The organism is Hallella sp., from assembly GCF_037460745.1.
In the GTDB taxonomy this organism is placed as follows: Bacteria; Bacteroidota; Bacteroidia; order Bacteroidales; family Bacteroidaceae; genus Prevotella; species Prevotella faecis.
The window spans coordinates 1-24,397 of the sequence record NZ_JAXVAE010000056.1 but is presented as its reverse complement, the minus strand read 5'-3'; the positions used below and the strand labels follow the sequence as shown (position 1 = coordinate 24,397).

The following is a 24,397-nucleotide window of genomic DNA, read 5'->3' as shown; positions in this document are numbered from 1 at the left end:
CTTTATTTGATGAATTTTAATAACTATGCGATTTTATCGCATCAGTACTAATTGACTATTATGGAGGAATTGGAAGCAAAAGAGTCGCAAATGACATAAGGGGTGTTTCTAAAATAAATCCATTTGGGCGTGATTTTCACAATGCATCCAATGCTGAATTTGGCCGATTAGCACCCTATACAGGTTATTAATTGCAAATGTTATTATATACATTACAGAATGATGAAAGAACTAGATTTTTACAAACAATGGTGTTGCGTTATGCTTAATTACTTGTGCAAGCAGGATATTGAAACAAGTGAAGGTGTATTAAATAATGCGGATGCACGGTTAAAGGTCATACAACGGTTTGATGATTTAAAAAACAAAATGTTAATCGATTTTAAGAAGGGAAGTATAACAAAAATGAAAAGATGGTTTTCTGCCTGTAACGAAAATCCACCTTATCCAAATGAGCCTGACTATCCAATACTCAATGCTCAACTCCTTGCCGCCTGTGGCAAGGGCCTTGATGACCTCTTCAAGAAGCGATGGGAAAGAATAGCGAAAATCAAGGAGCGAGGCAAGTTGCGCTCGGACAGCGAGTTTTGTCTCATTAACGAGCACATCGACTATCTGATCAGCATGGGTGCGCCCGACGAAGAGACGGAGCTGTTCGATAGCATGTTGTTCGACTATGAGGAACGAGCAAGGAAAAGAAGGGAAAAACGGGAAAAACAGAAAAAGGACAAGTCGTAAATCCTGTTTGCAAAGAGATTCGATTGCCAGTAGTATGACTTGAAAATAGAATTCCCATGCGCAGTAGAATGGTTTTCAACTACGGGACGGAACTTTCCGACGCTCTGATCCAGGGTGGCACAATGGGATATTTTTCATTCGTTCTGAACGTAAACGATTGCGTAAAAGCGGTTTCGAACCCAAATGAGGGTTGTGGGCGCTCCAACCAGGCGCCATGACCTATCACAGCAACATGTGTGCATTGGGGATGCGATAGAGTGTAAAATCGCCCTAATTAAGCGGCTTTTGTAATAAAACTCGTAAAATTTCATCAAAATGCAATAGAATTATCTAAATTATTGCAAAAAAGTTTGGCGTGAACGAGCACAATGTGTATCTTTGCGGTGTCTTCGTGAGAAGATTCCAATAAAGTTTCATTAGGTTAGTAGTTTGATAGATTTTTTAAGGTAAAGGTGAGAATATTGTTATAGGGTCATTGGACCCGTTCCGGCAGAGGATGCCATTGTCAAAACGACAACGCCAAACGAGTCAAATTTTTTTGTTTGGTGGCGCGCCGAAAGCCGATAGCAATATCCTTACGAAAAATGGCAGTGCGAGTGATCGTATTGCCATTTTTTATGCCTTCTACGCTCGTGCCAAACGGCCTAACCCATTCTGAAACAAACCTTAAAAAAGGCCACCAATTCGATAATTAACATAATAAACACCGAAATATGGCCATAAATTAAAGAAATCTCCGTAAATTTGCAGCTAAATTATAAATTATACGCGCGCAAAAATGATTAAAAAGTTATTCTCGCTGCTCATCATTGTCGCAGCAATGGTCTCTTTGACCTCCTGCCTCAGCGACACTGATGTCGAGGTGACATACTACGACGACACCGCTATCACAGCCTTCTCGCTGGGTACAATCAACTGCTACAACCACACCACAAAGACCGACGGTACGGGCGACAGCATTTATGTCACCAAAATCGCCGGCAGCAGCTATAAGTTCTATATCGATCAGGTCAACGCCCTGATTTACAACCCCGACTCGCTGCCCGTCAACTGCGACGCCAAGCACGTGATTTGCTCGTTCTCAACCAAGAACGGCGGTGTGGTCATGCTCAAGCTGAAGGACATGTGGGGAAGAGACAGCATCGGCTATTACCAGTCGACCGACTCGATCGACCTCTCCACACCCATCAAGGTGCGCGTCTACAGCAACCGCGGCAACGCCTATAAGGAGTACGTGCTGAAGCTCAACGTGCATAAGCAGACTGGCGATGAGTTTGCATGGGGACAGGCCACAGCCGAAGGCGCCGACCAGCTGGGCGCACGACGCTTCGCACAGCTCGGCAACAGCATGTGGCTCTTCTGCCAGGCCAGCGACAAGACCATCGGCTACCAACTCGTAAACGGCAGTTGGCAAAAGGCTTCGGAGCTCGAGGGCGACGATGCCTACAAGAGCGTCGCCACACTGGGCAACAGCCTCTACACCTACAGCAACGGTTATCTCTACCAGTCGGCCGACGGGGTGAACTGGAGCAAGATGGACACTCCCAACCAAATCAAGCAAATCATCGGAGGATCAGGAAGCCGACTCTACGCGCTGACAACCAGCGGATTGGCTTACACCACCGACGGACAGACCTGGGTGAACGATGCGCTCGACAGCAACGCCGACGCCCTGCCCGAAAGCGATATCAACCTCGTGGCTATGCCCTCGAAGGTGAACGCCAACACCAACAACCTGACACTCATCGGCAACCGCAACGGCAAGACGGTGGTGTGGACCAAGGTGGAGGAGAACGGCGAACACGCCGACAACAACGCTTGGGCACTGCTCCCCGAAGACAGCTACAACCAAAAGACCCTGCCCTGCCTCGAAGGATTGCAGGTGGTGGTCTACGACGGCGGACTGCTCGCCACAGGAAGCAGCACATCGCTCTTCTACAAGAGCCTCGACCACGGACTCACCTGGAGCAGCGTCGACCTCTATGCCACACCCATCATACAGGCCAACCCAACGGCTGCGGCGCTCTTCTGCGACAGCAACAACATTCTCTATTTTAGCAAGGCACAACTGTCGACCGTTCTCTCGGGCCGATTGGCACGCCTCGGATGGAAGACGGAGCAGACGTCCTTCAACAAATAGACTGTAAATATCTTTGGCTAACAATCCAACAAACCGCCCACTCATGAAACACCTGATGCTCACATTGGCGCTCCTGGCGATGGCTTGCGGCCCCCTGAAGGCGCAAGACGATCCCCAATACCGCATGGAGATTGGTGGCGGAGTGGGCCTGATGGGTTACCTGGGCGACTTCAACGGCAACCTGACCAAAGACCTGCAACCTATGGCCACGGTGCTGGCACACTACGTCTTCAACCCCTACATGGCCCTGAAGATGAACGTAAGCTACGGAACCATGAAAGGATCGTCGGCCGACGTGGAAACCTTCTACCCCGACTACGCCGAGAAACCCTACGAGTTTAAGAACAAGCTCTTCGACGTGGGAGTGGCCTACGAGTACAACTTCCTGCCCTATGGCACCGGGCGCGACTACCGAGGAGCCAAACGGTTGGCACCCTACGTGTTCGGAGGACTGGGCATCACCTACGCCAACACCGACGACAAAGGGCAGGTGGCGTTCAACCTGCCCATCGGACTGGGAGTGAAATACAAACTCGCCGAACGCCTGAACGTGGGGCTCGAATGGGCCATCCACTTCGCACAGAGCGACAAGCTCGACGGGGTGAAAGACCCCTACTACATAGAGAGCACCGGACTCTTCAAGAACACCGACTGCTACTCCACCCTGCAACTAACGCTCACCTACAGCTTCATGCCCAAGTGCGTGACGTGTAATAAAGAATAAGGTGGCGGAAACAGAAGCAATCATTCGTACAAGATAAAGCAACGAATATGGACATGACACGGATACCACAGCACATCGCCATCATCATGGATGGTAACGGGCGATGGGCTACCGAGAGAGGAAAGGACCGAAGCTACGGCCATCAGGCCGGAGTGGACACCGTAAGGCGCATCACCTCGGAGTGTACGCGCCTCGGAGTGAAGTACCTCACGCTCTACACCTTCTCTACGGAGAACTGGAACCGACCGGCCAACGAGATAAGCGCACTCATGGGACTGGTGCTGACCTCGCTCGAAGACGAGATATTCATGAAGAACAACGTGCGCTTCCGAGTCATCGGAGACGTGGGCCGACTGCCCGCCGACGTGCAACAGAAGCTGCACGAGACCGAGGAGCACACCGCGGCCAACACCGCCATGACCATGGTGGTGGCGCTCAGCTACTCGGCACGGTGGGAAATCACCAACGCCGTCAGGCAGATCGTGGCCGAGGCCAACGAAAAGCCCGGACAACTGAAACCCGAGGATATCACAGAGGAATACATCGCTCAGCGATTGCAGACACCGTTCATGCCCGACCCCGACCTGCTCATACGAACAGGAGGCGAGTGCAGGGTGAGCAATTACCTGCTCTGGCAAATAGCCTACTCGGAGCTCTACTTCTGCGACACCTATTGGCCCGACTTCTCCGAGGACGACCTCAAGAAGGCCATAGAGAGCTACCAAGGACGACAGCGCAGGTTCGGAAAGACCGAGGCGCAGGTGGAGAACGAACAGTAGCAAATCTCCACAACACACACGCGAAACCATCGCAAACACACATATAAGACTAAGCACATAGCAAACTAAGGATGTACAAATTCAAACATAAAGCCCTGTTGAGCCTCGCGCTCCTGGCCTGCAGCGCCATGACAAACGCACAGGACAAGATCGTATTTCCCGACATCACATACGCCGGATCACCACGCGACGTGGTCATCGGCGGAATCAACGTATCGGGAATGAGCGGCTACGAGGATTACATGCTCACCGGAATTTCCGGATTGACAGTGGGACAACACATCGAACTGCCAGGAACTGCCATCACCGAAGCCGTAAAACGCTATTGGAAACACGGACTGTTCTCAGAGGTGCAGATTGCCGCCGACTCCCTCGTGGGCGACAAGGTGTACCTGCATATCTCGCTGAAGGCGCGTCCACGCGTATCGCAAATCAACTACATCGGTCTGAAGAAGAGCGAGCGGCAGGACATGGAGCAGAAGCTGGGCATCCTCAAAGGCGGACAAATCACGCCTAACATGATCGACCGAGCAAAAATCCTGGGAAAGAAATACTTCGAGGACAAGGGATTCAAAAACGCCGACATCGAGATACAACAGCGCGACGACGTGGCCTCTAAGAACGAGGTGATACTCGACGTCATCATCGACAAGAAGGAGAAAATGCGCGTCCGCAACATCGTCATCGAGGGAAACGAGAAACTCTCGAATCTCAGAATCAAGGGCGGACTGTTCAGAAAGGGCGCATTCGCAAAGACACACGAGGCGGGCAAACTGGCCACATTCCTCAAGTCGAAGAAGTTTACCCCGGAGCGCTGGAAAGCCGACAAGCAGAAGCTTATCGAGAAATACAACGAGCTGGGATACCGCGACGCCACCATTCTGGGCGACAGCGTGTGGAACGTAGACCCAAAGCACGTCAACGTGTGGATAAAGGTCGAAGAGGGACAGAAATACTACGTGCGCAACGTGCAGTGGGTGGGCAACACCGTTTACAACTCCGACCTGCTCTCCCACTACCTCAGCTTGCACAAGGGAAGCGTGTACAACCAGAAACTCATGGACAAGCGACTGAGCACAGACGACGACGCCGTGAGCAACCTTTACTATAACAACGGTTACGTGTTCTCGCATATCGACCCTGTGGAGGTGAACGTCGTGGGCGACTCCATCGACCTGGAGATGCGCATCTACGAAGGACCGCAGGCACACCTGAGCCACGTGCGAATCGCCGGTAACACCCGTCTGTACGAGAACGTGGTGAGACGCGAGCTGCGCACCAAGCCGGGCGACCTCTTCTCACGCGAGGCTTTGATGCGCTCGGCACGTGAGTTGGCGTCGATGGGACACTTCGACCAAGAAAAGGTGGTGCCCGATGTGCGCCCCAACACCGACGACGGAACGGTCGATGTGAACTGGAACCTTGAGCAAAAGTCGAACGACCAGGTGGAGTTCTCACTCGGATGGGGACAGACCGGTATCATCGGCCGCGTGGGACTCACGCTCAACAACTTCTCCATGGCCAACCTCTTCGGAAAGAACAAGGCGCACCGCGGCATACTGCCCGTGGGCGACGGCGAGAAGCTCTCACTCGGCGTGCAGACCAATGCCTCCTATTACCAAAGCTATAACCTGAGCTATTCAACCAACTGGTTTGGAAACAAGCGACCCATCCAGTTCTCTGTCGGAACCTACTTCTCCAAGTCGACCGACGTGTCGAGCAACTACTACAACACCGCTTGGCAGAACAGCTACATGAACTACCTCTACGGTTACAACAGCTACGGTTACAACTACCAGAACTACCAGAACTACTACGACCCCGACAAGTACGTGAAGATGTTGGGCGTCAACGTGGGATGGGGTAAGCGCCTGAGATGGCCCGACGACTATTTCACGCTCTCCGTGCAGTTGTCATACACGCGTTACATGCTGAAAAACTGGCGCTACTTCCTGCTCACCAACGGTAACTCAAACAACCTGAACCTGAGCATCGCCATCAACCGCACCTCTACCGACAACCAACTGTTCCCACGCCAGGGTTCGGAGTTTACGGCAAGCGTCACCATCACACCGCCATGGTCGCTGTGGGACGGAAAGGATTACAAGAACCTCGCTACCGATATCCACTCGGCAAGCTACGTGAAGGAACAGCAAGAGAAGTATCGCTGGATTGAGTATCACAAGTGGAAGTTCAAGGCACGCACATTCACCGCACTCACATCGGCACAGAAAACCTTCGTGCTCATGACACGCGTGGAGCTCGGATTGCTCGGAAGCTTCAACAAATACAAGAAGAGCCCGTTCGAGACCTACTACATGGGTGGCGACGGCATGAGCGGATACTCCTATGGATACGCCACAGAGACCATCGGCCTGCGTGGTTACGACAACGGTAATCTTACACCATACGGATACGAAGGATACGCATACGACCGCTTCACCTTAGAGCTGCGCTATCCGTTTATGCTGGGCAACACCACCATCTACGGACTCACCTTCGTTGAGGGAGGTAACGCTTGGAACGACACGAAGAAGTTCAACCCCTTCGACATGAAGCGCTCGGCAGGTATCGGTGTTCGCATCTTCCTGCCTATGGTAGGATTGATGGGTATCGATTGGGCCTACGGTTTCGACAAGTACTTCCTCGGACAACAGCAAGGTGGAGGCCAATTCCACTTCATCCTCGGACAGGAGTTCTAACCCTAAACGGCGGAACCTATCCGTCGCAAGACAACCAACGGAAAAGGGAGCGACAACGCTTACGCCGTCAGTGGACAGGAGCCACACTCCTGTCCATAAACGATAGCGGGCCAAGACCTTCACAACAAAAAAGGGAAGGGCATATAACAAATGAATGGGCAAAACGTCTAACAGACGTTGGCACCATGCCAAACACGACCCACAAACTAAAAAAGAAAGAACATGAAAGCGATGAACCATAAGGAAAGACGCAGCCGGCTGGCAAGCCTCCTCGTCCTTTGCCTGTTCGCACTCATGCCGATAGGCAAGGCGCAGGCGCAGAAATTCGCATTGGTCGACATGGAGTATGTGCTGAAAAACATACCCGCCTATGAGCGCGCCAACGAGCAACTCAACCAGGTGTCGAAGAAATGGCAGGCCGAAGTGGAGGCGCTCAACACCGAAGCCTCTACGATGTACAAGAACTATCAGAACGAGGTGGTGTTCCTCTCACAAGAGCAAAAGAAGGCCAAACAAGAGCAAATCATGGCCAAGGAGAAAGAAGCCTCTGACCTGAAGAAGAAGTATTTCGGTCCCGAAGGGGAACTCTTCAAAAAGCGCGAGAGTCTCATGACGCCCATCCAAGAGGAGATCTACAACGCCGTGAAGGAGATATCTGACCTCCGGGGCTACTCGCTGGTCATAGACCGAGCTTCCGACACGGGCATCATCTACGGCTCACCCAAGATCGACATCTCGCAAGAGGTGCTGCAAAAACTTGGATATTAAGCCGCAACCACGCACGTGGCACACACACCAAAAGCCAATAGGCTACCGCTAAAGCCGGCTTGCCTATCCGCAGTGTCATGCGAACGCCAATGCGGATTCCCGCAAACAGTGGCACGTGAAGTGGAAAACCCAGAAACCTAACAAGAAAAAATCATATCAATTTTAGACAAGAACATGAAAAAGTTTTTATTAATGATCATGCTGATGGCTCCGTTGGCCACATTCGCACAGAAGTTTGGCAAGGTTAACTCTCAGACCATCTTCAGTTCTCTGCCCGAGGTGGCAAAGGCCAACGGCGAGTTCCAGGCTCTGCAGCAGCAGAAGCGCAACGAGTTGGAAAGCATGCAGAATGAGTTCCAGCGCCAGCTCGACACCTACCAGAAGGGCAAGAGCACTATGAACCAGACACAGCAGGAGCAGAAGGAAACCGAGCTGACCAACCTGAGCCAGAAGATTCAGCAGGCCAGCCAGGACGCTCAGCAGGAGCTGGAGAAGAAGCAGCAGGAGCTGATGCAGCCTATCCAGACCAAGATCATGAACGCCATCAGCAGCGTTGGTAAGGCTGGTGGTTACACATTTATCTTCGAGGAAGGCTCAGCACCCTACATGGGAACAGCCGTCGAGGACGTAACCAGCAAGGTGCAGGCTGAGATCACCAAGATGAAGTAAGCTCACCCGCACACAAACCATTAACCATCCGCCCGCAGGAAAAGGTGAACACCTGCTCCTGCGGGCGGTTGCCTTTTCACAAGTGGCACACGGCCTTTGCAACCCCTATCGCTGCGCCACAAAGCCTCAACAACCCTAAAACACCAAACGATGAAACGTCTTTTCCTATCAATCATCACTGCCACGGCTACACTCGTGACATTCGCTCAAGGCTACGACGCCGTGGCAACCGAGACGTCGATGGCCACAACCAACAACGCCAGCGCCAACGTGCAACCGTTCCGCTTCGGCTATTTCAGCTATCGGGAAGCGTTCAAATCGATGCCCGACTATGTCATCGCCCAGCGAAACATCGATGACTTGCGGACCAAATACGTCAACGAGATGAAGCGCGTGGAGCAGGAGTTCAACCAGAAATACGAGATGTTCCTCGATGGGCAACGCGACTTTGCGCCCTCCATTCGCCACAAGCGCCAGGCCGAACTGCAAGAGTTGATGGAGAAGAACATGGCGTTTAAGGAAGAGGCCAAACAACTGCTGAAGGAGGCCGAGGGCAAAATTTACAAGCCGTTGCGCGACAAACTGACCGCCGCCCTGCAACGAGTGGCCAAGGAGAAGGGCCTTGCCTTCATCCTCAACACCGACAACGACGCCGTGCCATTCATCGACCCAACAACCGGATTCAACGTTCAGGCCGACGTAAACGCAGCCTTGCAATAACCCAAACAGGACTTATGGACAAGCCATCGGTAGCGATGCGGCCAACCATAAGCTACAACCAACAAGCCGATAGGCACGGCTAATAAGCCGAAAAAACACGCTGCGAGCCATCAACGGGCACACGGCGCACACACCATACATAACACCAAACATTCACGTCATGAACTATCCACAAGCGAACGGCCCCATCGGCGTCTTCGACTCAGGCTACGGCGGCCTGACCATCCTGCATGGCATACGACAGTTGTTGCCCGAATACGACTACATCTACGTCGGCGACAACGCCCGCGCTCCTTACGGACCACGCTCGTTCGACGTGGTTTACGAGTTCACCCGACAGGCCGTGAGCAAGCTCTTCGACATGGGTTGCCGACTTGTCATCATCGGTTGCAACACCGCGTCGGCAAAGGCTTTGCGCAGCATTCAGCAGAACGACTTGCCCCAATGGGACCCCACACGGCGCGTGCTGGGCGTGATACGTCCCACGGCCGAGATCATCGGAAAGCTCACCCGCAACGGCCACGTGGGATTGCTCGCCACCGAAGGCACGGTGAAGAGCCAGAGCTACAACCTCGAGATCGCCAAACTATGGCCCAACATCAAGGTAACAGGACAAGCCTGTCCGTTCTGGGTGCCCCTCATCGAGTATAACGAGGCCGACTCGCCAGGCGCCGACTACTTCGTGAAGAAACGCATGGACCAGCTCATGCTCAAAGATCCCGACATCGACACCATCATCCTGGGCTGCACCCACTACCCCATCCTCATGCCCAAGATACTGAAGTACACCAAGCCGGGAGTGACCATCGTGCCACAGGGCGAGTATGTGGCGAGCAGCCTGAAAGACTATCTACGCCGACATCCCGAGATGGACACCACGCTGACACGAGGTGCCACGTGCCGCTACTACACCACCGAAAGTCCCGAGCGGTTCAAGGAAACAGCATCCATCTTCCTGCACGAGAACGTCGATGTGGAACATGTGGACCTGGGGCAAGAACGAGCCTCCTAAGGACGAACAAGGCTGCAACCACCAACAACGCATAAAAGAATCATTAACATCCAATTAAAATAGAACAAACAACATGCAAGAGACAAGACAAAACCGCATATCACGACTTCTGCAAAAGGAGTTGGCTGAGATCTTCCAGAGCCAAACCCGCAGCATGCACGGCGTGCTTATCAGCGTAACACGCGTGCGCATCTCGCCCGACCTGAGCATCTGCACGGCTTACCTGAGCATCTTCCCATCAAACAACGGTGAGGAACTGCTGAAGAATATCACAGCCAACGAAAAGAGCATCCGGTACGAACTGGGACGACGCGTGCACAACCAGCTGCGCATCATCCCCGAGTTGCGCTTCTTCATCGACGACAGCCTCGACTACATCGACCACATCGACGAACTGCTGAAGAAATAAACCACAGGTTTTCCGCAAAATGAATTTTCCCTTTTTCATTGCCCGCCGCTATCTCTTCTCCAAGAAGAAGACCCACGCCATCAACATCATCTCGCTGATCTCGGTCATCGGTGTGGCCGTCGCCACCATGGCGCTGGTCATCGTGCTGAGCGTGTTCAATGGTTTCCACGACCTTGTGGCGAGCTTCTTCACCAACTTCGACCCGCAACTGAAGGTGGTTCCCGTGCAGGGTAAGACCGTTCCCGCCGACGACCCCGTGCTGACGGAGATGCGCCGCCTGCCCGATGTGGCCATCGCCACTGAGACCTTGGAAGACATGGCTCTGACCGTGTACAACGGCCGACAGGCCATGGTCACGGTGAAGGGTGTCGACGACAGCTTCGCCGACCTGACCCACATCACCGAGATTCTCTATGGCGACGGCCGGTTTGAGTTGCAAACCGCCAACCTGCAGTTTGGCGTGCCCGGCATCCGATTGGCGCAAACGCTCGGCACGGGAACGCAATGGAAAGACTATCTTCACGTCTACGCGCCGCAACGCGAGGGCCAGCTGGACATGAGCAACGCGCAAGACGGCTTCGTCGTCGACTCGCTGCTCTCGCCCGGTGTGGTGTTCTCCGTAAACCAAGGCAAGTACGACAAGGACCACATCCTCACCAGCCTGGGATTCGCCCAAAACCTCTTTGGGCAGCAAGGCATGGTGTCGGCCATCGAGTTTCGCCTGAAACCCAACGCCGACCTCGACGCCGTGAAGAAACAGATGCAGCAAATCGGTGGCGGCAAATATCTCGTGGAGGACCGTTATGAGCAACAGCACGACACGTTCAAGATCATGCAGATCGAGAAGCTCATGGCCTACATCTTCCTCACTTTCATCCTGATCGTGGCATGCTTCAACATCATCGGCTCGCTCTCGATGCTCATCATCGACAAGCGCGACGATGCGGAGACGCTGCGAAACCTCGGCGCCTCCGACCAGCAGATACGCCGCGTGTTCCTGTTCGAGGGCCGCCTCATTAGCGTTTTCGGCGCACTCATCGGCATCGCTGTTGGCCTAACGCTCTGCGCCCTGCAACAACAGTATGGCTTTGTGCACATGGGCAACACCGACGGCAGCTACGTGGTGAACGCCTATCCCGTAAGCGTGCACTATATTGACGTGCTCGCGGTGTTCGCCACCGTGATTGTGGCAGGATGGAGCGCCGTATGGTACACCGTGCGATCGGCCACCAAACGATACACGTCGGCCAACCCTGGCGCATAAGCCCAAGCGTCGCAACCCGCTCGAAGCAAGCACTAACGAAAATTGACATCTAATGGCCGATTGGGATTAAAAAAACGATAAAATTCGCAATTTCTGGTCGTGTTTCTTGACAATTAGAAAGAAAAGCTATAATTTTGTGATAGATTTTATCACTAATAGTTTCCTTTTATGAAAATCAGAAATGCACTTATCGCCATGATGCTCATGGTCTGCGGTTTGGCCCAGGCTCAAATGCAAAACATGACGATTCCTGCCGACACTGCTTTCAGGGTCGGCAAACTGGCCAACGGACTGACTTACTACATCCGTTACAACAACTGGCCAGAGCACCGTGCCAACTTCTACATCGCCCAAAAAGTGGGTTCGTTGGAGGAGGATGAAAGCCAGCGCGGTCTCGCCCATTTCTTGGAGCACATGGCCTTCAACGGCAGCGACAACTTCAAGGGCAACGACCTCATTGAGTGGTGCCGCTCAAAGGGCATCGAGTTTGGTGGCGACCTCAACGCCTACACCGCCATCGACCAGACGGTGTATAACATCGACAATGTGCCCACCAACAACCAAGGCACCGTCGACTCGTGCCTGCTCATCCTGCGCGACTGGTCGTGCGGACTACTGCTCGAGCAAGACGAGATCGAAAAGGAGCGTGGTGTCATCCATGAGGAGTGGCGCCTGCGCACATCCGCTACGAGCCGTATGCTGGAGCGCAACCTCGAGAAGCTCTACCCCGGATCGAAATACGGCAAGCGATACCCCATCGGCCTGATGTCGGTCGTCGACAACTTCAAGCGCCAGGAGCTGGTCAACTACTACCACAAGTGGTATCACCCCAGCCACCAGGGAATCATCGTCATTGGCGACATCGACGTGAACAAGACCGAGGCTTACATCAAGAAGCTCTTCGGCGACATCAAGAACCCGGAGAACGCAGCGCAGCTGGTTGACGAGCAAGTGCCCAACAACGACAAGCCCATCGTCATCATCGACAAGGACAAGGAGCAGCGCATGCCCATCGTGCAGCTGATGTTCAAGCACGACGTGTTCCCCGACTCGCTGAAGCAGACTCCTCTCTTCACCATCACCCAATATGGCAAGCAAGCCATATTCTCCATGCTCAACGAGCGCCTCACGGAGGTAGCCCAAAAGGCCGACTGCCCCTTCGTGTCGGCTACCGCCGACGATGGCAGCTACATCTTGGCCAAGACCAAGGACGCCTTCGAGCTCTCGGTGATACCGAAGACCATGGAGCAGACAGCCGAAGCCTTGCAGGCCGCCTACACCGAGGTGATCCGCGCCATGAAGTATGGCTTCACGCCTACCGAGTACAAGCGCTTCCAGCAAGACTACCTGAGCCGCCTCGACAAGGATTTCTCCAACAAGGACAAGCGCCGCAACACCACCTTCTACCAGCAGGCGCTCGGCAACTTCCTCGAGAACGAGGCCATGCCCAGCATTGAGACCTCCTATGCGATGATGAAGCAACTGGTTCCGGCCATGCCCGTGGAGGCATTCAACGAGCTCCTGCCCGAGCTAGTGAGCAAGAGCGACACCAACATGGTTATCCTCAACTTCAACAACGAGAAGGACGGCAACGTGTATCCCACAGAGGAGCAGTTGCTCAAGGCCATCGACAACGCACGCAACGCCAAGATCGAGGCTTACGTCGACAACGTGAAGGACGAGCCACTCATCACCACCATGCCCAAGGCTGGAACCATCAAGAAGGAGGTGAAGAGCAAGAAGTTCGACTACAGCGTGCTGACACTCAGCAACGGCATCACCGTGCTGCTGAAGAAGACCGACCTGAAGAAAGACCAGGTCATCATGAGCGGATTTGGTGGAACAGGTGAGGCCAACTACGGACAGGCCGACGCCGCCAACCTCAAGGCATTCGACGACGTGGTAGGCGTTAGCGGACTGGGCAACTTCTCCAACAACGAACTGCAAAAGGCTCTGGCCGGAAAGATCGCCAACGCCTCACTGAGCATGGGCCAGCGCATGAACATCGACGGCTCATCCACACCCAACGACGTGGAGACCATGCTGCAGCTCACCTATCTCTACTTCACCAACATCAAGAAAGACCCCGACGCTTACAGCAACCTCATCCAGCAGTTCAACGTCATGCTGAAGAACCGTGAGCTGTCGCCCGAAATGGCCCTCAGCGACTCGCTGACCGCCAGCATCTACGACCACGGATGGCGCAAGGCGGCCATGAAGCTCGCCGATGTGCAGAACATCAACTACGACCGCATCCTGCAGATGGCCAAGGAACGCATGGCCAACGCTGCCGGCTGGACCTTCAGTTTTGTGGGCAACTTCGACGAGGCAACCATCCGCCCGCTCATCTGCCAGTATCTCGGCGCTCTGCCAACAAGCGGAAAAGCACCTAAGGCACAGCGTGCCGACAAGCCTACAACGAAGAACGTCGACTGCATCTTCGAGCGCAAGCAAGAAACACCGAAGGCTACCGCATACATCATCTGGCTCAACCAGAACATGCCTTACTCGCTCGAGAACTCCATCCGAGCCAGCATCGCAGGACAGGTGCTCTCAATGGTCTACCTCAAGCAGATTCGCGAGGAGGCCAGCGCCGCCTACACCTGTGGCGCACAGGCCGTGTGCAACATCGCATACGATGGATTCCACATCACACAGGTGCTTGCTTACTGCCCCATGAAGCCCGAGAAGAAAGAAGTGGCTGTGAAAATCATGAACCAGGCCGTGAAGGATCTCACAGTCGACTGCGACAAGGAAATGGTCGACAAGGTGAAGACGCTCATGCTCAAGCAGTTTGACGACAACGCCAAGACCAACAAGTTCTGGGACGACATCATCTATACCGACTACATGTTGCACCTCGACGACTACACCAACTACAAGAGCTTGGTGGAGAAGCAGACGCCCGCAACCATCGCCACCTTTATGAAGGAGATGCTCAAAGGTGCCAACAAGGTCAACGTCATGATGTTGCCAGGTGAGTAAACCCTAACCCGTCGGGACGGCGCTTCACACGGCGACCCCGACCCCACACCATCCGGAAGATCAGCCACAGAGCTGGCCTTCCGGATTTTTTTTTGTTAATCCCCCATCGGTCATTAGACTTCAATGAATGGATATCTAATGACCGATGGGGGACAAATTTTCTTTCCATAATATTTGCACGTTTGATGGTTTTTCCATAATTTAGCAACGGATACAACAAGTTTCCGCCTTAAACCAAATTACAAGGGTTCAAAAATCCTACGTTGGACAGATATTCTAAGAATTATGGTGCAATACGGGGACGAGAACAACAATTGATAGATTTTTATGGAGGAATTGGAAGCAAAAGAGTCGCAAATGACATAAGGGGCGTAGCCAAATGGAATCCTTCAGGCAGGCGTTTCCACAACAAGTCAAATGAGGAGTTTGGACAACTGGCTCCATACACAGGCTATAAGAATACAACATGTTTCAAATTATACCAATTATTTTTTTCACCGTCACTTAATTCCCTTTTCTTTTGGAGGATACGCCAAAAACACGTAACTTTGCACCCACTTTAAAACATTTGTTTAACGTTGTGGAAGAATTTGGCTGCTTGCAACCACACTAAAAAATGCTAAAACTGCAAAATCCCTTTAGATTTTACGGTTACTCGCATGCGTCTCCACGTAAAAGAAAGTAATGTAAAATGAGTTATCTATTCTCATCCGAATCCGTGTCGGAAGGACATCCCGACAAAGTTGCCGACCAGGTATCAGACGCCCTGCTCGACCAGTTCTTGGCTTACGATCCCGAGGCCCACTGCGCCATCGAGACCTTCGACACCACCGGACAAGTGGTGATCATGGGCGAGGTGCGCTCATCGCAGTACATTGACCTGCAGACCGTTACGCGCCGCACCATCAACCGCATTGGCTACACCAAGGCCGAGTATCAGTTCGACGGAAACTCGTGCGGTATTCTCACCGCCATCCATGAGCAGAGCGACGACATCAACCAAGGTGTGAGCCGCGAGTGCGAGGAAGACCAAGGCGCCGGCGACCAAGGCATGATGTTTGGCTACGCCTGTAACGAGACCGACAACTACATGCCCGCCACGCTCGACCTGGCCCACCTCATCATGCGCGTTTTGGCCGACATACGCAAGGAGGGCAAGGAAATGACCTATCTCCGTCCCGACTCGAAGAGCCAAGTGACCATCGAGTATAGCGACGAGGGTGTGCCACAACGCATCGACACCATCGTGGTGTCGACACAGCACGACGACTTCGTGAAACCCACCGACGACACACCCGAGGCACAGCGCAAGGCCGACGAGCAGATGCTGGCCACCATCCGCAAAGACGTCATCAACATACTCATGCCGCGCGTCAAGAAGCAGCTCAGCGACAAGGTGCTGGCACTCTTCGATGGCAGCGAGAAGTATTTTGTCAACCCAACAGGCAAGTTTGTCATCGGAGGCCCCCACGGCGACACCGGCCTCACGGGCCGCAAGATCATCGTTGACACCTACGGCGGGCGCGGAGCCCACGGTGGTGGCGCTTTCTCGGGCAAGGACCCCTCGAAGGTAGACCGCTCAGCAGCCTACGCCGCACGCTACATCGCCAAGAACATGGTGGCCGCTGGCGTCAGCGACGAGATCCTCGTGCAGCTGGCTTATGCCATCGGCGTGGCCCAGCCAGTTAGCGTATACGTCAACACTTACGGCAAGAGCCATGTGAACATGACCGACGGCGAGATTGCCCAGAAGGTAAGCCAACTGTTCGACCTCCGTCCAAAGGCCATCGAGACGACGCTCAACCTGAAGCAGCCCATCTACCTCGAGACAGCCGCCTACGGACACATGGGACGCAAGAACGAAATAGTGAAAAAGGTATTCACAAGCCATTACCACGAACGCAAAGAAATGACCGTTGAGCTCTTCACCTGGGAGAAACTCGACCAAGTGGAGCGCATCCGCGAGGCTTTCGCCCTTTAACCCCACACTTTGCACATGACACACACGCTCACTCCAGACACCATCGCAACGGCCGACACCACACAGCAGGCCGCCGCGACAAACCATCAAGCCGACGGTTGGAACACACCGCGACAGATACTCAGTCGGCTGCCAAAGGATGCTACGCCCTGGCAGCAAGACTCGGCTATCCGAGCCAACATAGAGTTTCCAAACGTCGACTGGAGTAAGCAGCCCAACCCCATGCGTACGCCGACCACAAAGGCCGACGTACCATTGGGATTCTCGCTCAACAAACCCCTGTACCACAGCAAGTCGCTCGTACAACCCGACTCGGTCTACCGACCCGAATATGCCGCATACCGACAGGGCGTGGCCGGCGACCCTGTGCCCTACACCATCGCTGGCGACGACCTCATCACGTCGGTGCTGTTGGGATGTTTCATCCTCGCCACGCTGGCCATCACCAAATCGGGCAACTTCATAGGCCGACAGATCAAAAACTTCTTCCGACCACAAAGCGAAGGCACCACCGTCATCACCGAAACAAGCTCGGAGCTGCGCTTCCAGCTCTTCCTCGTGCTGCAAACCTGCCTACTCTATTCGTTGCTCTTCTTCCTCTGGCGCCAAACCTCCTTCAAGGAGACTTTTATCTTGCCTCACTACCAAATCATAGGCGTCTACACCGCCATCTTCGCAGCTTATTTCCTGCTGAAAGCATGCCTCAACGCAGCTGTGGGATGGGTGTTCTTTGATAAGAAAAATAACGAACAATGGATGAAGGCAAACCTGTTCCTCACATCCACCGAGGGTATCCTTATTTTTCCGTCTGTCATGCTCCTGGTATACTTCAATTTACCCATAGGAAGCATGGTGCTTTATACCGTTTTGGTAGTCATATTGGGCAAACTGCTCACTTTTTACAAGACATACATTATCTTTTTCCAAAGAAGCAGGGGCTTTTTGCAGAATTTTTTGTACTTTTGCACCTTGGAAATCATGCCATTGGGAGCCCTGTGGGGCATCCTGGTGTTGACTGATGAACTTTTAAAAACGAATTTTTAGAACAAGATGATTAAGAAGATTTTGATTTCACAGCCCAGACCCGCTAGTGAGAAATCTCCCTATTTCGACATCGAAAAGAACTACGGCGTAGAGCTGGTGTTCAGACCCTTCATCAAGGTAGAAGGACTCACTGCTAAGGAATTCCGTCAGCAGAAAATAGACATCCTCTCCTATACGGCCATCATTTTCACGTCAAGGCACGCCGTCGACAACTTCTTCATGATAGCAAAAGACATGCGCCTCACCATCCCCGAGACCATGAAATACTTCTGCGTCACCGAAAGCATCTCGCTCTACATTCAGAAATACACGCAGTATCGCAAGAGAAAGGTGTTCTTCGGAGCAACCGGTAAGTTCGACGACCTCATGCCGCACATCCTGCGACACAAGACCGAGAAGTATCTCCTGCCGCAAAGCAGCGCCCATACCGACGAAATCGCGAAGATCCTCACCGCAAAGGGACTCAACCACCAGGAGTGCATCATGTACCGAACGGTAAGCAACAACTTCACCGAAGAGGAAATCAAGAACTTCGATTGCGACATGCTCATCTTCTCTACGCCTACGGGTGTCAACTACCTCGGCGAGTCGCTCCCAGGCGTCAAGGAAGGAAAATACAAGATTGGCGTCTTCGGACCCACAACAGCCAAGGCTGTGGAAAGCGCCGGAATGAAGCTCGACCTCATGGCCGGAACACCCGAATACCCATCAATGGTAGCCGCTCTCAAGAGCTACCTCGACAAGGAGAACAAATAACAACAAGGCAGGCTCAGCCTGCCTCTATACGTTACAATGAGCCACACATACCCTGCCACACTACATAAGGAAGAGCGCATCTGCAGCAAAAAGCTCATCGACGCCATCTTCGCGGGAACCAAAAGCCGATCGATGTCGGCTTTCCCCCTGCGTGTGGTCTACATGCCCTTGGACGAAGAGCACAACGGCAACAACGCTTCGGAACAAGAAGACGGCAACATGCCCAACACCCAACGCCCCAAGGCAAAGATGCTCATCAGCGTGCCCAAGAGATACTTCAAGCGAGCCGTAAAGCGCAACCGCGTGAAACGGCAAGTGAGAGAAGCCTATCGAAAGAACAAAAGCATCATCGCCGACAAGGCCGTGGCGCTCGCATTCATCTGGACCGACGCACAGCTGCACGACAGCGAGCAGGTGGAAAAGAAGGTCGTCAACCTGCTCACAAGGGTCAAGGAGAAACTCGAGAAGACCGAAGATGGCAACCATCACGCCACAACCCAAGAGGCATAACACGCCTCAACGGCCTAACCACCACCTTTCCGCAATCACCCCAACCCCACGGCAAAACCCCACACACCCCTCACCCACGGGTCGACGATGCAACAGGGCACCACAACAGAGGGGATAAGACCCAAACGCCCCGAAGGGCAAACGAACCTATGGAAAGAATCCTAAAAACATTATCGCGCGCCGTTGCGTTGCTGATGGTAATGCCCATTAGGTTTTACCAAATGTTCATCACGCCCTACACACCTCCCGCCTGCCGCTTCACGCCCACCTGCTCCGAGTATGCAAGGCAAGCCCTCATGAAGCACGGACCCATAAAAGGATTCATCCTTGCGGTGTGGCGCATCTGCCGATGCAACCCATGGGGAGGGAGCGGATACGACCCCGTGCCCGACAGCTTCTCCTTCAAGGACCTGAGAAAAGGCTCCAAGCGCACCAACAAGCACCCCAAACAAAGCAAATAAATTCATGCCCCAAAGGCAATAAATAATATAGCAGAATGAAAAATTTCGTTGAAGAACTGAAATGGCGCGGTATGTTGGCACAGATGACGCCGGGTACCGAGGAATTCCTGATGGAGAACATGGTGTCGGCTTATCTTGGAACCGACCCCACGGCCGACTCCTTGCACATCGGCCACCTGTGCGGCATCATGATGCTGCGTCACCTGCAGCGTTGCGGACACAAGCCCTATCTGCTCGTAGGCGGAGCCACCGGAATGATCGGCGATCCCTCGGGAAAGAGCCAGGAGCGTAACCTGCTCGACGCTGAGACGCTCTATCACAACCAGGAGGCCATCAAGAGTCAGGTGGCTAAGTTCCTCGACTTCGACGGCGACGAGCCCAACAAGGCCGAGCTTGTCAACAACTACGACTGGATGAAGGACTTCAGTTTCCTCGACTTCGCACGCGTGGTGGGCAAACACATCACCGTAAACTATATGATGGCGAAGGAAAGTGTGCAGCAGCGCCTCAATGGAACGTCGCGCGACGGACTGTCGTTCACCGAGTTCACATACCAGCTTCTGCAAGGCTACGACTTCCTTTACCAGTACCAGAAATACGGCGTTCGCCTGCAATTGGGCGGCAACGACCAATGGGGCAACATGACAACCGGCACCGAGCTCATCCGCCGCACACTGGGAAGCGAGGCCCAGGCCTATTGCCTCACATGCCCGCTCATCACCAAGGCCGACGGCAAGAAGTTTGGAAAGACCGAGAGCGGCAACGTGTGGCTCGACCGCAACCGCACCACACCGTACGCCTTCTACCAGTTCTGGCTCAACGTGAGCGACGACGACGCAGAGCGTTACATCAAGATCTTCACATCGCTCGACCGCGAAACCATCGAGAGCCTGGTAGCCGAGCACAAGCAAGACCCCGGCCGCCGCATGTTGCAGCGTAGGCTGGCGGAAGAGGTTACCGTCATGGTCCACTCAAAGGAAGACTTGGATATGGCCATCGCAGCCAGCAACATCCTCTTCGGAAAGGCCACGAAGGACCAGCTCGCACAACTCGACGAGGCCACGCTCAACGACGTGTTCAAAGACGTTCCCCACTATGAGCTCCCTAAGGAGTTGCTCGGAGGAAAGGCCATCGACCTGTTCTGCCAAGACGGTTGGGACGTGTTCCCCTCAAAGGGCGAGATGCGCAAGATGGTAAAGGGCAACGGTGTGAGCCTCAACAAGGAGAAGCTCACGGCCTTCGACCAGGTCATCACCAGCGACGATCTTATCGACGGCAAGTACCTGCTCGTGCAGCGCGGCAAGAAAAACTACTACCTCATCACCGTGAAGTGATGCGCGAAAGCGCGGCTCAAAGCGTCACGCACAATGCGGTAGGATGTAACTTCTTGCAACTTGCAGCATAAATAAATGATAAAAAATTTGGTAGTGGCCTAAAAAACCACTACCTTTGCAACGCTAATATCTCAGAAAGATTGTCGTATGGTGTAATGGTAGCACAACAGGTTTTGGTTCTGTTTGTCGTGGTTCGAATCCGCGTACGACAACCTTCGAAAATGTCAAATGCTTGATTTCAGGCGTTTGGCATTTTCGTTTGTAGAGCATTGACACCCGCATGCCGAACCAATGGCGCCAATACGTCACAGAAAAAGCGCTAACAGAACGGATGCTTCTCTAAGAGAAGCGGAAGAACTCGATGAGAAAAGCAGGACGGTGCTCTAAGAGAACCTGTTTGCTTCTGCGAAGAATACAGAATGGTTCTGCGAAACTAATCGACTCTATGAACAAAGCAGATTGCTGATACGATTTAACAGATTGATTTTATGAAAAGAGCAGATTGCTTATACGACAGCACACACATCAATCGTATAACCCTCAAATCCTCATTAACGACCACACAACATCGCATGAAAACAACGATGACCGCCCTGCTGCTGTTGGTCGCCCTGGCAGCTAACGCACAAGGACTGATCAAGGGAAAAATTCTTGATCGGCAACGCAACACCCCCCTGGAATTTGTAAACATGCGCCTCACCACCGTCGACGACACGATCAAGATGGTGCAAGGCGACGTCACCGACATGACTGGCCAGTTTCACATGGTGGACCTTAAGCCCGGCACCTATATCCTCACAGCCAAGATGATGGGCTACCGCGACGTGCGCCGGCAGGTTACCATCACCGAGAAAAGCCCCAACGCCAACCTTTTATTATATATGCGCGAGGACGCGCACCTGCTGCGCGAAGTAACGGTGAAGGGCATGCGCTCAACCATGAAGCTTGAGGTAGACCGCAAATCGTTCGACGTCTCGCAGCTCGTCACCAACGCAGGCGACGCCGCCACCGATGTTCTTGAGAACATTCCGTCGGTGGAAGTGGACAACGACGGCAACATATCGCTGCGCGGAGACGCAAGCGTGGAGGTGTGGATCAACGGCAAGGCCAGTGGCCTGACAGCCGACAACCGCGCGCAGATACTGCAACAGTTGCCCGCCGAGTCGATTGAGCGCATTGAGGTCATCGACAATCCATCGGCCAAATTCTCCGCAGAGGGAGGATCGGGCATCATCAACATCGTACTGAAGAAGGACCGAAAGGCGGGCTACTACGGCTCCGTGCAGGCAGGCGGCAACACGCAAGGCGGCGCCAACACGTCGTTCAACATCAACATGAACAGTGGTCTCATCGACGCATACGCCAACGTGGGCTATCGACATCATGCCGGCGAAGGCCGCAGCGAGAGCAACCAGCAGTATCTGAACACCAACACGTACCAACGCTACAAGGCCAAGAACTCGCGAAGCAGCAACAGCATCTTCTCACGTGCCGGCATCACCCTTCACGCCACCAAGAAAGACGACTTGTCGCTCAGCGGCATGCTCATGCACAGCGCAAGCAACAGCTGGAGCACCACTCCTTACCATTACGGCACCATTGGCGCACCCGCCGACACCCGCCTGATGCTCCGCAGCACCAGGGGCGATGGTGGAATGGACATGTATTATGGCGAGTTCAACTATCGACACAACTTCACCGACAAACACTATTTGGACTTTGTGGTGAACTATAACAAATGGAAATCGGACAACGAGAACATCTACCAAGACTCCACCTCGTGGACCGACGGATCGACTCCCACCGACTACGAATGGCAGAGCCGACCCATGCACATCAACAACCGCTCCTGGGAGGTGAAGCTCGACTATGAGAACCCCATCTCAGAACAGTTGAAGTTGCAAGCCGGATACCAAGGAAACTTCTCGCATGAGAACACGCCCCAAGAGAGCTACATGGACCCCAACAACTGGGATGGAAGCCAAGCCGTGATGGACGAAGCCTACTACAACCGCTTCATCTACGACATGGACCTGCACGCCCTCTACGCCACCACCACCATGAAGTTTGGCAAACTGGGCATCATGGCTGGCCTGAGAGGCGAATATTGGAAGGTGAACACCGAGAGCTACACCTGGGCCCAGGAGAACGACCCAGCGCTGCGCGACAAGCCTTTCAAGAAAGACTACTTCCAATTGTTCCCCAGCGTGTTCCTGTCGTACCAACTGACCGACAACGACCAGTTCCAAATCAACTACACCCGACGCCTGCAACGCCCGTGGGGAGGCCAGCTCAATAGCTTCCGCGACACCCGCGACGCCACGATGGTGAGCTTCGGAAACCCCGAGCTGACGCCAGCATTCTCCAACTCGTTCTCGTTCAATTACCTCCGCACATGGACCGAGCACTCGCTGATGGTATCGGCCTACTACCGCCCCACCACCGACATCATTCAGCGAATCAACTGGCAGAGCTCCACCGACGGTAAGATGTATTCGAGCAATTTCAACGTGGCCAAGGACCAACGCGCAGGCTTGGAGATGACGCTCAAGAACCGTTTCTTCCGCTTCTTGGACTTGACGACCAACGCCAACGCTTACTACTACAAGATCGATGGCTTCAGCTACGACATCGACGGACAGACCGTGACGGGCCAGGGCGAACACAACTTCACATGGAGCGCACGCATCATCGCACAGGTGCAATTGCCCTACGACATCTCCGTGCAGACCAGCGGCAACTACCGCAGTCGCCAATCGGCGGCACAGGGCTACACCAAGCCCATGTACAGCATGGACCTGGGCGTGCGCAAGAACTTCCTCAACAAAAAACTGCAGGTGAGCCTCAACTGCCGCGACCTGCTCGACAGCCGCAAGTTCAGAATCTTCTCGTCGTCGGAGACGTTCAGCCGCGAACAAATGTTCAAGCATGGCAGCCGCCGTGTGCAGCTCACCGTGACATGGAACTTTGGCAACAACAACGCCAAGCGCAAGCCCGGACACGACAACCAGCAACAGATGGACGATGAGACGGGAGGCATGAACGGCTACAACGGTGTTGGCGAATAACCCTGCAACAAACCGTTTTCGATAGCCAAAACCACTCGCTTTTCACCCCAACACGTATCCCCAAAATCGGTCATCAGACCGAAACGGGAAGATTATTAAGATGCCATTGGTTCTCTTCAATGACAACCTAACGACCAATTGGGGTATAAAAAACAGGCATGGAACAATCTCCATGCCTGTTTTTTTTGACTTCGGGACATTGCGCCACACAAATTTGGCTCATCCGGCATGTGGAGTGATTTGAAATGCGTATCACTTCTTATAACTTTAGCCTCATCCGGCTTTCACAACGAATAGTTAATTTAGCCTCAGACGGCGTCGCTCGGCTCTGCC

Annotated in this window: 18 protein-coding genes, 1 tRNA gene and 1 pseudogene; all 20 read left to right on the top strand. The window is 53.5% G+C overall.

What is annotated here, in order from left to right:
• The first annotated feature begins 219 nt into the window (after window positions 1-219).
• On the top strand, window positions 220-738 hold the full coding sequence (locus WKK33_RS01840; protein WP_337932211.1) for a hypothetical protein: 519 nt from the start codon (window positions 220-222) through the stop codon (window positions 736-738).
• A 778-nt stretch (window positions 739-1,516) separates the two neighbouring features.
• Window positions 1,517-2,878, top strand: coding sequence for a DUF6242 domain-containing protein (locus WKK33_RS01835; RefSeq protein ID WP_337469130.1), 1,362 nt, complete (start codon window positions 1,517-1,519; stop codon window positions 2,876-2,878).
• A 43-nt stretch (window positions 2,879-2,921) separates the two neighbouring features.
• Window positions 2,922-3,602, top strand: a complete 681-nt coding sequence (locus WKK33_RS01830) for a DUF6089 family protein (RefSeq protein ID WP_337932210.1) — start codon at window positions 2,922-2,924, stop codon at window positions 3,600-3,602.
• On the top strand, window positions 3,599-4,381 hold the full coding sequence (locus WKK33_RS01825; protein ID WP_337469136.1) for an isoprenyl transferase: 783 nt from the start codon (window positions 3,599-3,601) through the stop codon (window positions 4,379-4,381). Before WKK33_RS01830 ends, WKK33_RS01825 begins: the two co-directional genes overlap by 4 nt.
• Window positions 4,382-4,509: 128 nt before the next feature.
• Window positions 4,510-7,083, top strand: a complete 2,574-nt coding sequence (locus WKK33_RS01820; RefSeq protein WP_252344865.1) for a POTRA domain-containing protein — start codon at window positions 4,510-4,512, stop codon at window positions 7,081-7,083.
• Between the two features lie 222 nt (window positions 7,084-7,305).
• The gene (locus WKK33_RS01815; RefSeq protein ID WP_215759097.1) at window positions 7,306-7,851 is read left to right on the top strand and encodes an OmpH family outer membrane protein; all 546 of its coding nucleotides are present in this window, start codon (window positions 7,306-7,308) and stop codon (window positions 7,849-7,851) included.
• A gap of 174 nt (window positions 7,852-8,025) precedes the next feature.
• Window positions 8,026-8,520, top strand: coding sequence for an OmpH family outer membrane protein (locus WKK33_RS01810; RefSeq protein ID WP_215759098.1), 495 nt, complete (start codon window positions 8,026-8,028; stop codon window positions 8,518-8,520).
• 240 nt (window positions 8,521-8,760) lie between these two features.
• On the top strand, window positions 8,761-9,240 hold the full coding sequence (locus tag WKK33_RS01805) for an OmpH family outer membrane protein (protein WP_330002365.1): 480 nt from the start codon (window positions 8,761-8,763) through the stop codon (window positions 9,238-9,240).
• Window positions 9,241-9,400: 160 nt separating this feature from the next.
• Entirely contained in the window at window positions 9,401-10,252 is an 852-nt protein-coding gene (gene murI / locus WKK33_RS01800; protein WP_215759099.1) for a glutamate racemase, read from the top strand.
• Between the two features lie 73 nt (window positions 10,253-10,325).
• Window positions 10,326-10,661 (top strand): 30S ribosome-binding factor RbfA, encoded by a 336-nt coding sequence (rbfA, locus tag WKK33_RS01795; RefSeq protein ID WP_215759100.1) that lies wholly within the window; start codon window positions 10,326-10,328, stop codon window positions 10,659-10,661.
• 19 nt (window positions 10,662-10,680) lie between these two features.
• Window positions 10,681-11,925: an FtsX-like permease family protein gene (locus WKK33_RS01790; protein WP_337569588.1), complete on the top strand. Its 1,245-nt coding sequence runs from the start codon at window positions 10,681-10,683 to the stop codon at window positions 11,923-11,925.
• A gap of 168 nt (window positions 11,926-12,093) precedes the next feature.
• Window positions 12,094-14,910 (top strand): insulinase family protein, encoded by a 2,817-nt coding sequence (locus tag WKK33_RS01785; protein ID WP_337932207.1) that lies wholly within the window; start codon window positions 12,094-12,096, stop codon window positions 14,908-14,910.
• A gap of 691 nt (window positions 14,911-15,601) precedes the next feature.
• Window positions 15,602-16,891 carry a methionine adenosyltransferase gene (gene metK / locus WKK33_RS01780; RefSeq protein ID WP_215759103.1) on the top strand — a complete coding sequence of 430 codons (1,290 nt, stop codon included), beginning with the start codon at window positions 15,602-15,604 and terminating at the stop codon, window positions 16,889-16,891.
• Window positions 16,892-16,906: 15 nt separating this feature from the next.
• On the top strand, window positions 16,907-17,935 hold the full coding sequence (locus tag WKK33_RS01775) for a DUF4271 domain-containing protein (RefSeq protein WP_215759104.1): 1,029 nt from the start codon (window positions 16,907-16,909) through the stop codon (window positions 17,933-17,935).
• A gap of 6 nt (window positions 17,936-17,941) precedes the next feature.
• Complete coding sequence (locus WKK33_RS01770; protein WP_337469579.1) at window positions 17,942-18,691, top strand: uroporphyrinogen-III synthase; 750 nt, start codon at window positions 17,942-17,944, stop codon at window positions 18,689-18,691.
• A gap of 36 nt (window positions 18,692-18,727) precedes the next feature.
• A complete protein-coding gene (gene rnpA / locus WKK33_RS01765; protein ID WP_337569577.1) occupies window positions 18,728-19,201 on the top strand; it encodes a ribonuclease P protein component in 474 nt (157 codons plus the stop codon).
• A 149-nt stretch (window positions 19,202-19,350) separates the two neighbouring features.
• Window positions 19,351-19,590: pseudogene (gene yidD / locus WKK33_RS01760) on the top strand (membrane protein insertion efficiency factor YidD); the annotation flags it as partial.
• A gap of 107 nt (window positions 19,591-19,697) precedes the next feature.
• Complete coding sequence (gene tyrS, locus WKK33_RS01755) at window positions 19,698-20,996, top strand: tyrosine--tRNA ligase (RefSeq protein ID WP_337932205.1); 1,299 nt, start codon at window positions 19,698-19,700, stop codon at window positions 20,994-20,996.
• Window positions 20,997-21,137: 141 nt separating this feature from the next.
• Window positions 21,138-21,208 (top strand) — tRNA-Gln (locus WKK33_RS01750).
• Window positions 21,209-21,568: 360 nt separating this feature from the next.
• Window positions 21,569-24,064, top strand: a complete 2,496-nt coding sequence (locus WKK33_RS01745) for a TonB-dependent receptor (RefSeq protein WP_337932203.1) — start codon at window positions 21,569-21,571, stop codon at window positions 24,062-24,064.
• Window positions 24,065-24,397: the final 333 nt, after the last annotated feature.

What these genes read in the sequence shown, in the direction of transcription:
- rnpA (WP_337569577.1), top strand. Translation starts at nt 18,728, where the DNA reads ATGAGCCACACATACCCTGCCACACTACATAAGGAAGAGCGCATCTGC.
- WKK33_RS01820 (WP_252344865.1), top strand. Translation starts at nt 4,510, where the DNA reads ATGACAAACGCACAGGACAAGATCGTATTTCCCGACATCACATACGCC.
- WKK33_RS01835 (WP_337469130.1), top strand. Translation starts at nt 1,517, where the DNA reads ATGATTAAAAAGTTATTCTCGCTGCTCATCATTGTCGCAGCAATGGTC.
- WKK33_RS01810 (WP_215759098.1), top strand. Translation starts at nt 8,026, where the DNA reads ATGAAAAAGTTTTTATTAATGATCATGCTGATGGCTCCGTTGGCCACA.
- metK (WP_215759103.1), top strand. Translation starts at nt 15,602, where the DNA reads ATGAGTTATCTATTCTCATCCGAATCCGTGTCGGAAGGACATCCCGAC.
- WKK33_RS01815 (WP_215759097.1), top strand. Translation starts at nt 7,306, where the DNA reads ATGAAAGCGATGAACCATAAGGAAAGACGCAGCCGGCTGGCAAGCCTC.
- WKK33_RS01770 (WP_337469579.1), top strand. Translation starts at nt 17,942, where the DNA reads ATGATTAAGAAGATTTTGATTTCACAGCCCAGACCCGCTAGTGAGAAA.
- WKK33_RS01785 (WP_337932207.1), top strand. Translation starts at nt 12,094, where the DNA reads ATGAAAATCAGAAATGCACTTATCGCCATGATGCTCATGGTCTGCGGT.
- WKK33_RS01745 (WP_337932203.1), top strand. Translation starts at nt 21,569, where the DNA reads ATGAAAACAACGATGACCGCCCTGCTGCTGTTGGTCGCCCTGGCAGCT.
- WKK33_RS01775 (WP_215759104.1), top strand. Translation starts at nt 16,907, where the DNA reads ATGACACACACGCTCACTCCAGACACCATCGCAACGGCCGACACCACA.
- tyrS (WP_337932205.1), top strand. Translation starts at nt 19,698, where the DNA reads ATGAAAAATTTCGTTGAAGAACTGAAATGGCGCGGTATGTTGGCACAG.
- WKK33_RS01790 (WP_337569588.1), top strand. Translation starts at nt 10,681, where the DNA reads ATGAATTTTCCCTTTTTCATTGCCCGCCGCTATCTCTTCTCCAAGAAG.
- murI (WP_215759099.1), top strand. Translation starts at nt 9,401, where the DNA reads ATGAACTATCCACAAGCGAACGGCCCCATCGGCGTCTTCGACTCAGGC.
- WKK33_RS01805 (WP_330002365.1), top strand. Translation starts at nt 8,761, where the DNA reads ATGGCCACAACCAACAACGCCAGCGCCAACGTGCAACCGTTCCGCTTC.
- WKK33_RS01840 (WP_337932211.1), top strand. Translation starts at nt 220, where the DNA reads ATGATGAAAGAACTAGATTTTTACAAACAATGGTGTTGCGTTATGCTT.
- WKK33_RS01830 (WP_337932210.1), top strand. Translation starts at nt 2,922, where the DNA reads ATGAAACACCTGATGCTCACATTGGCGCTCCTGGCGATGGCTTGCGGC.
- rbfA (WP_215759100.1), top strand. Translation starts at nt 10,326, where the DNA reads ATGCAAGAGACAAGACAAAACCGCATATCACGACTTCTGCAAAAGGAG.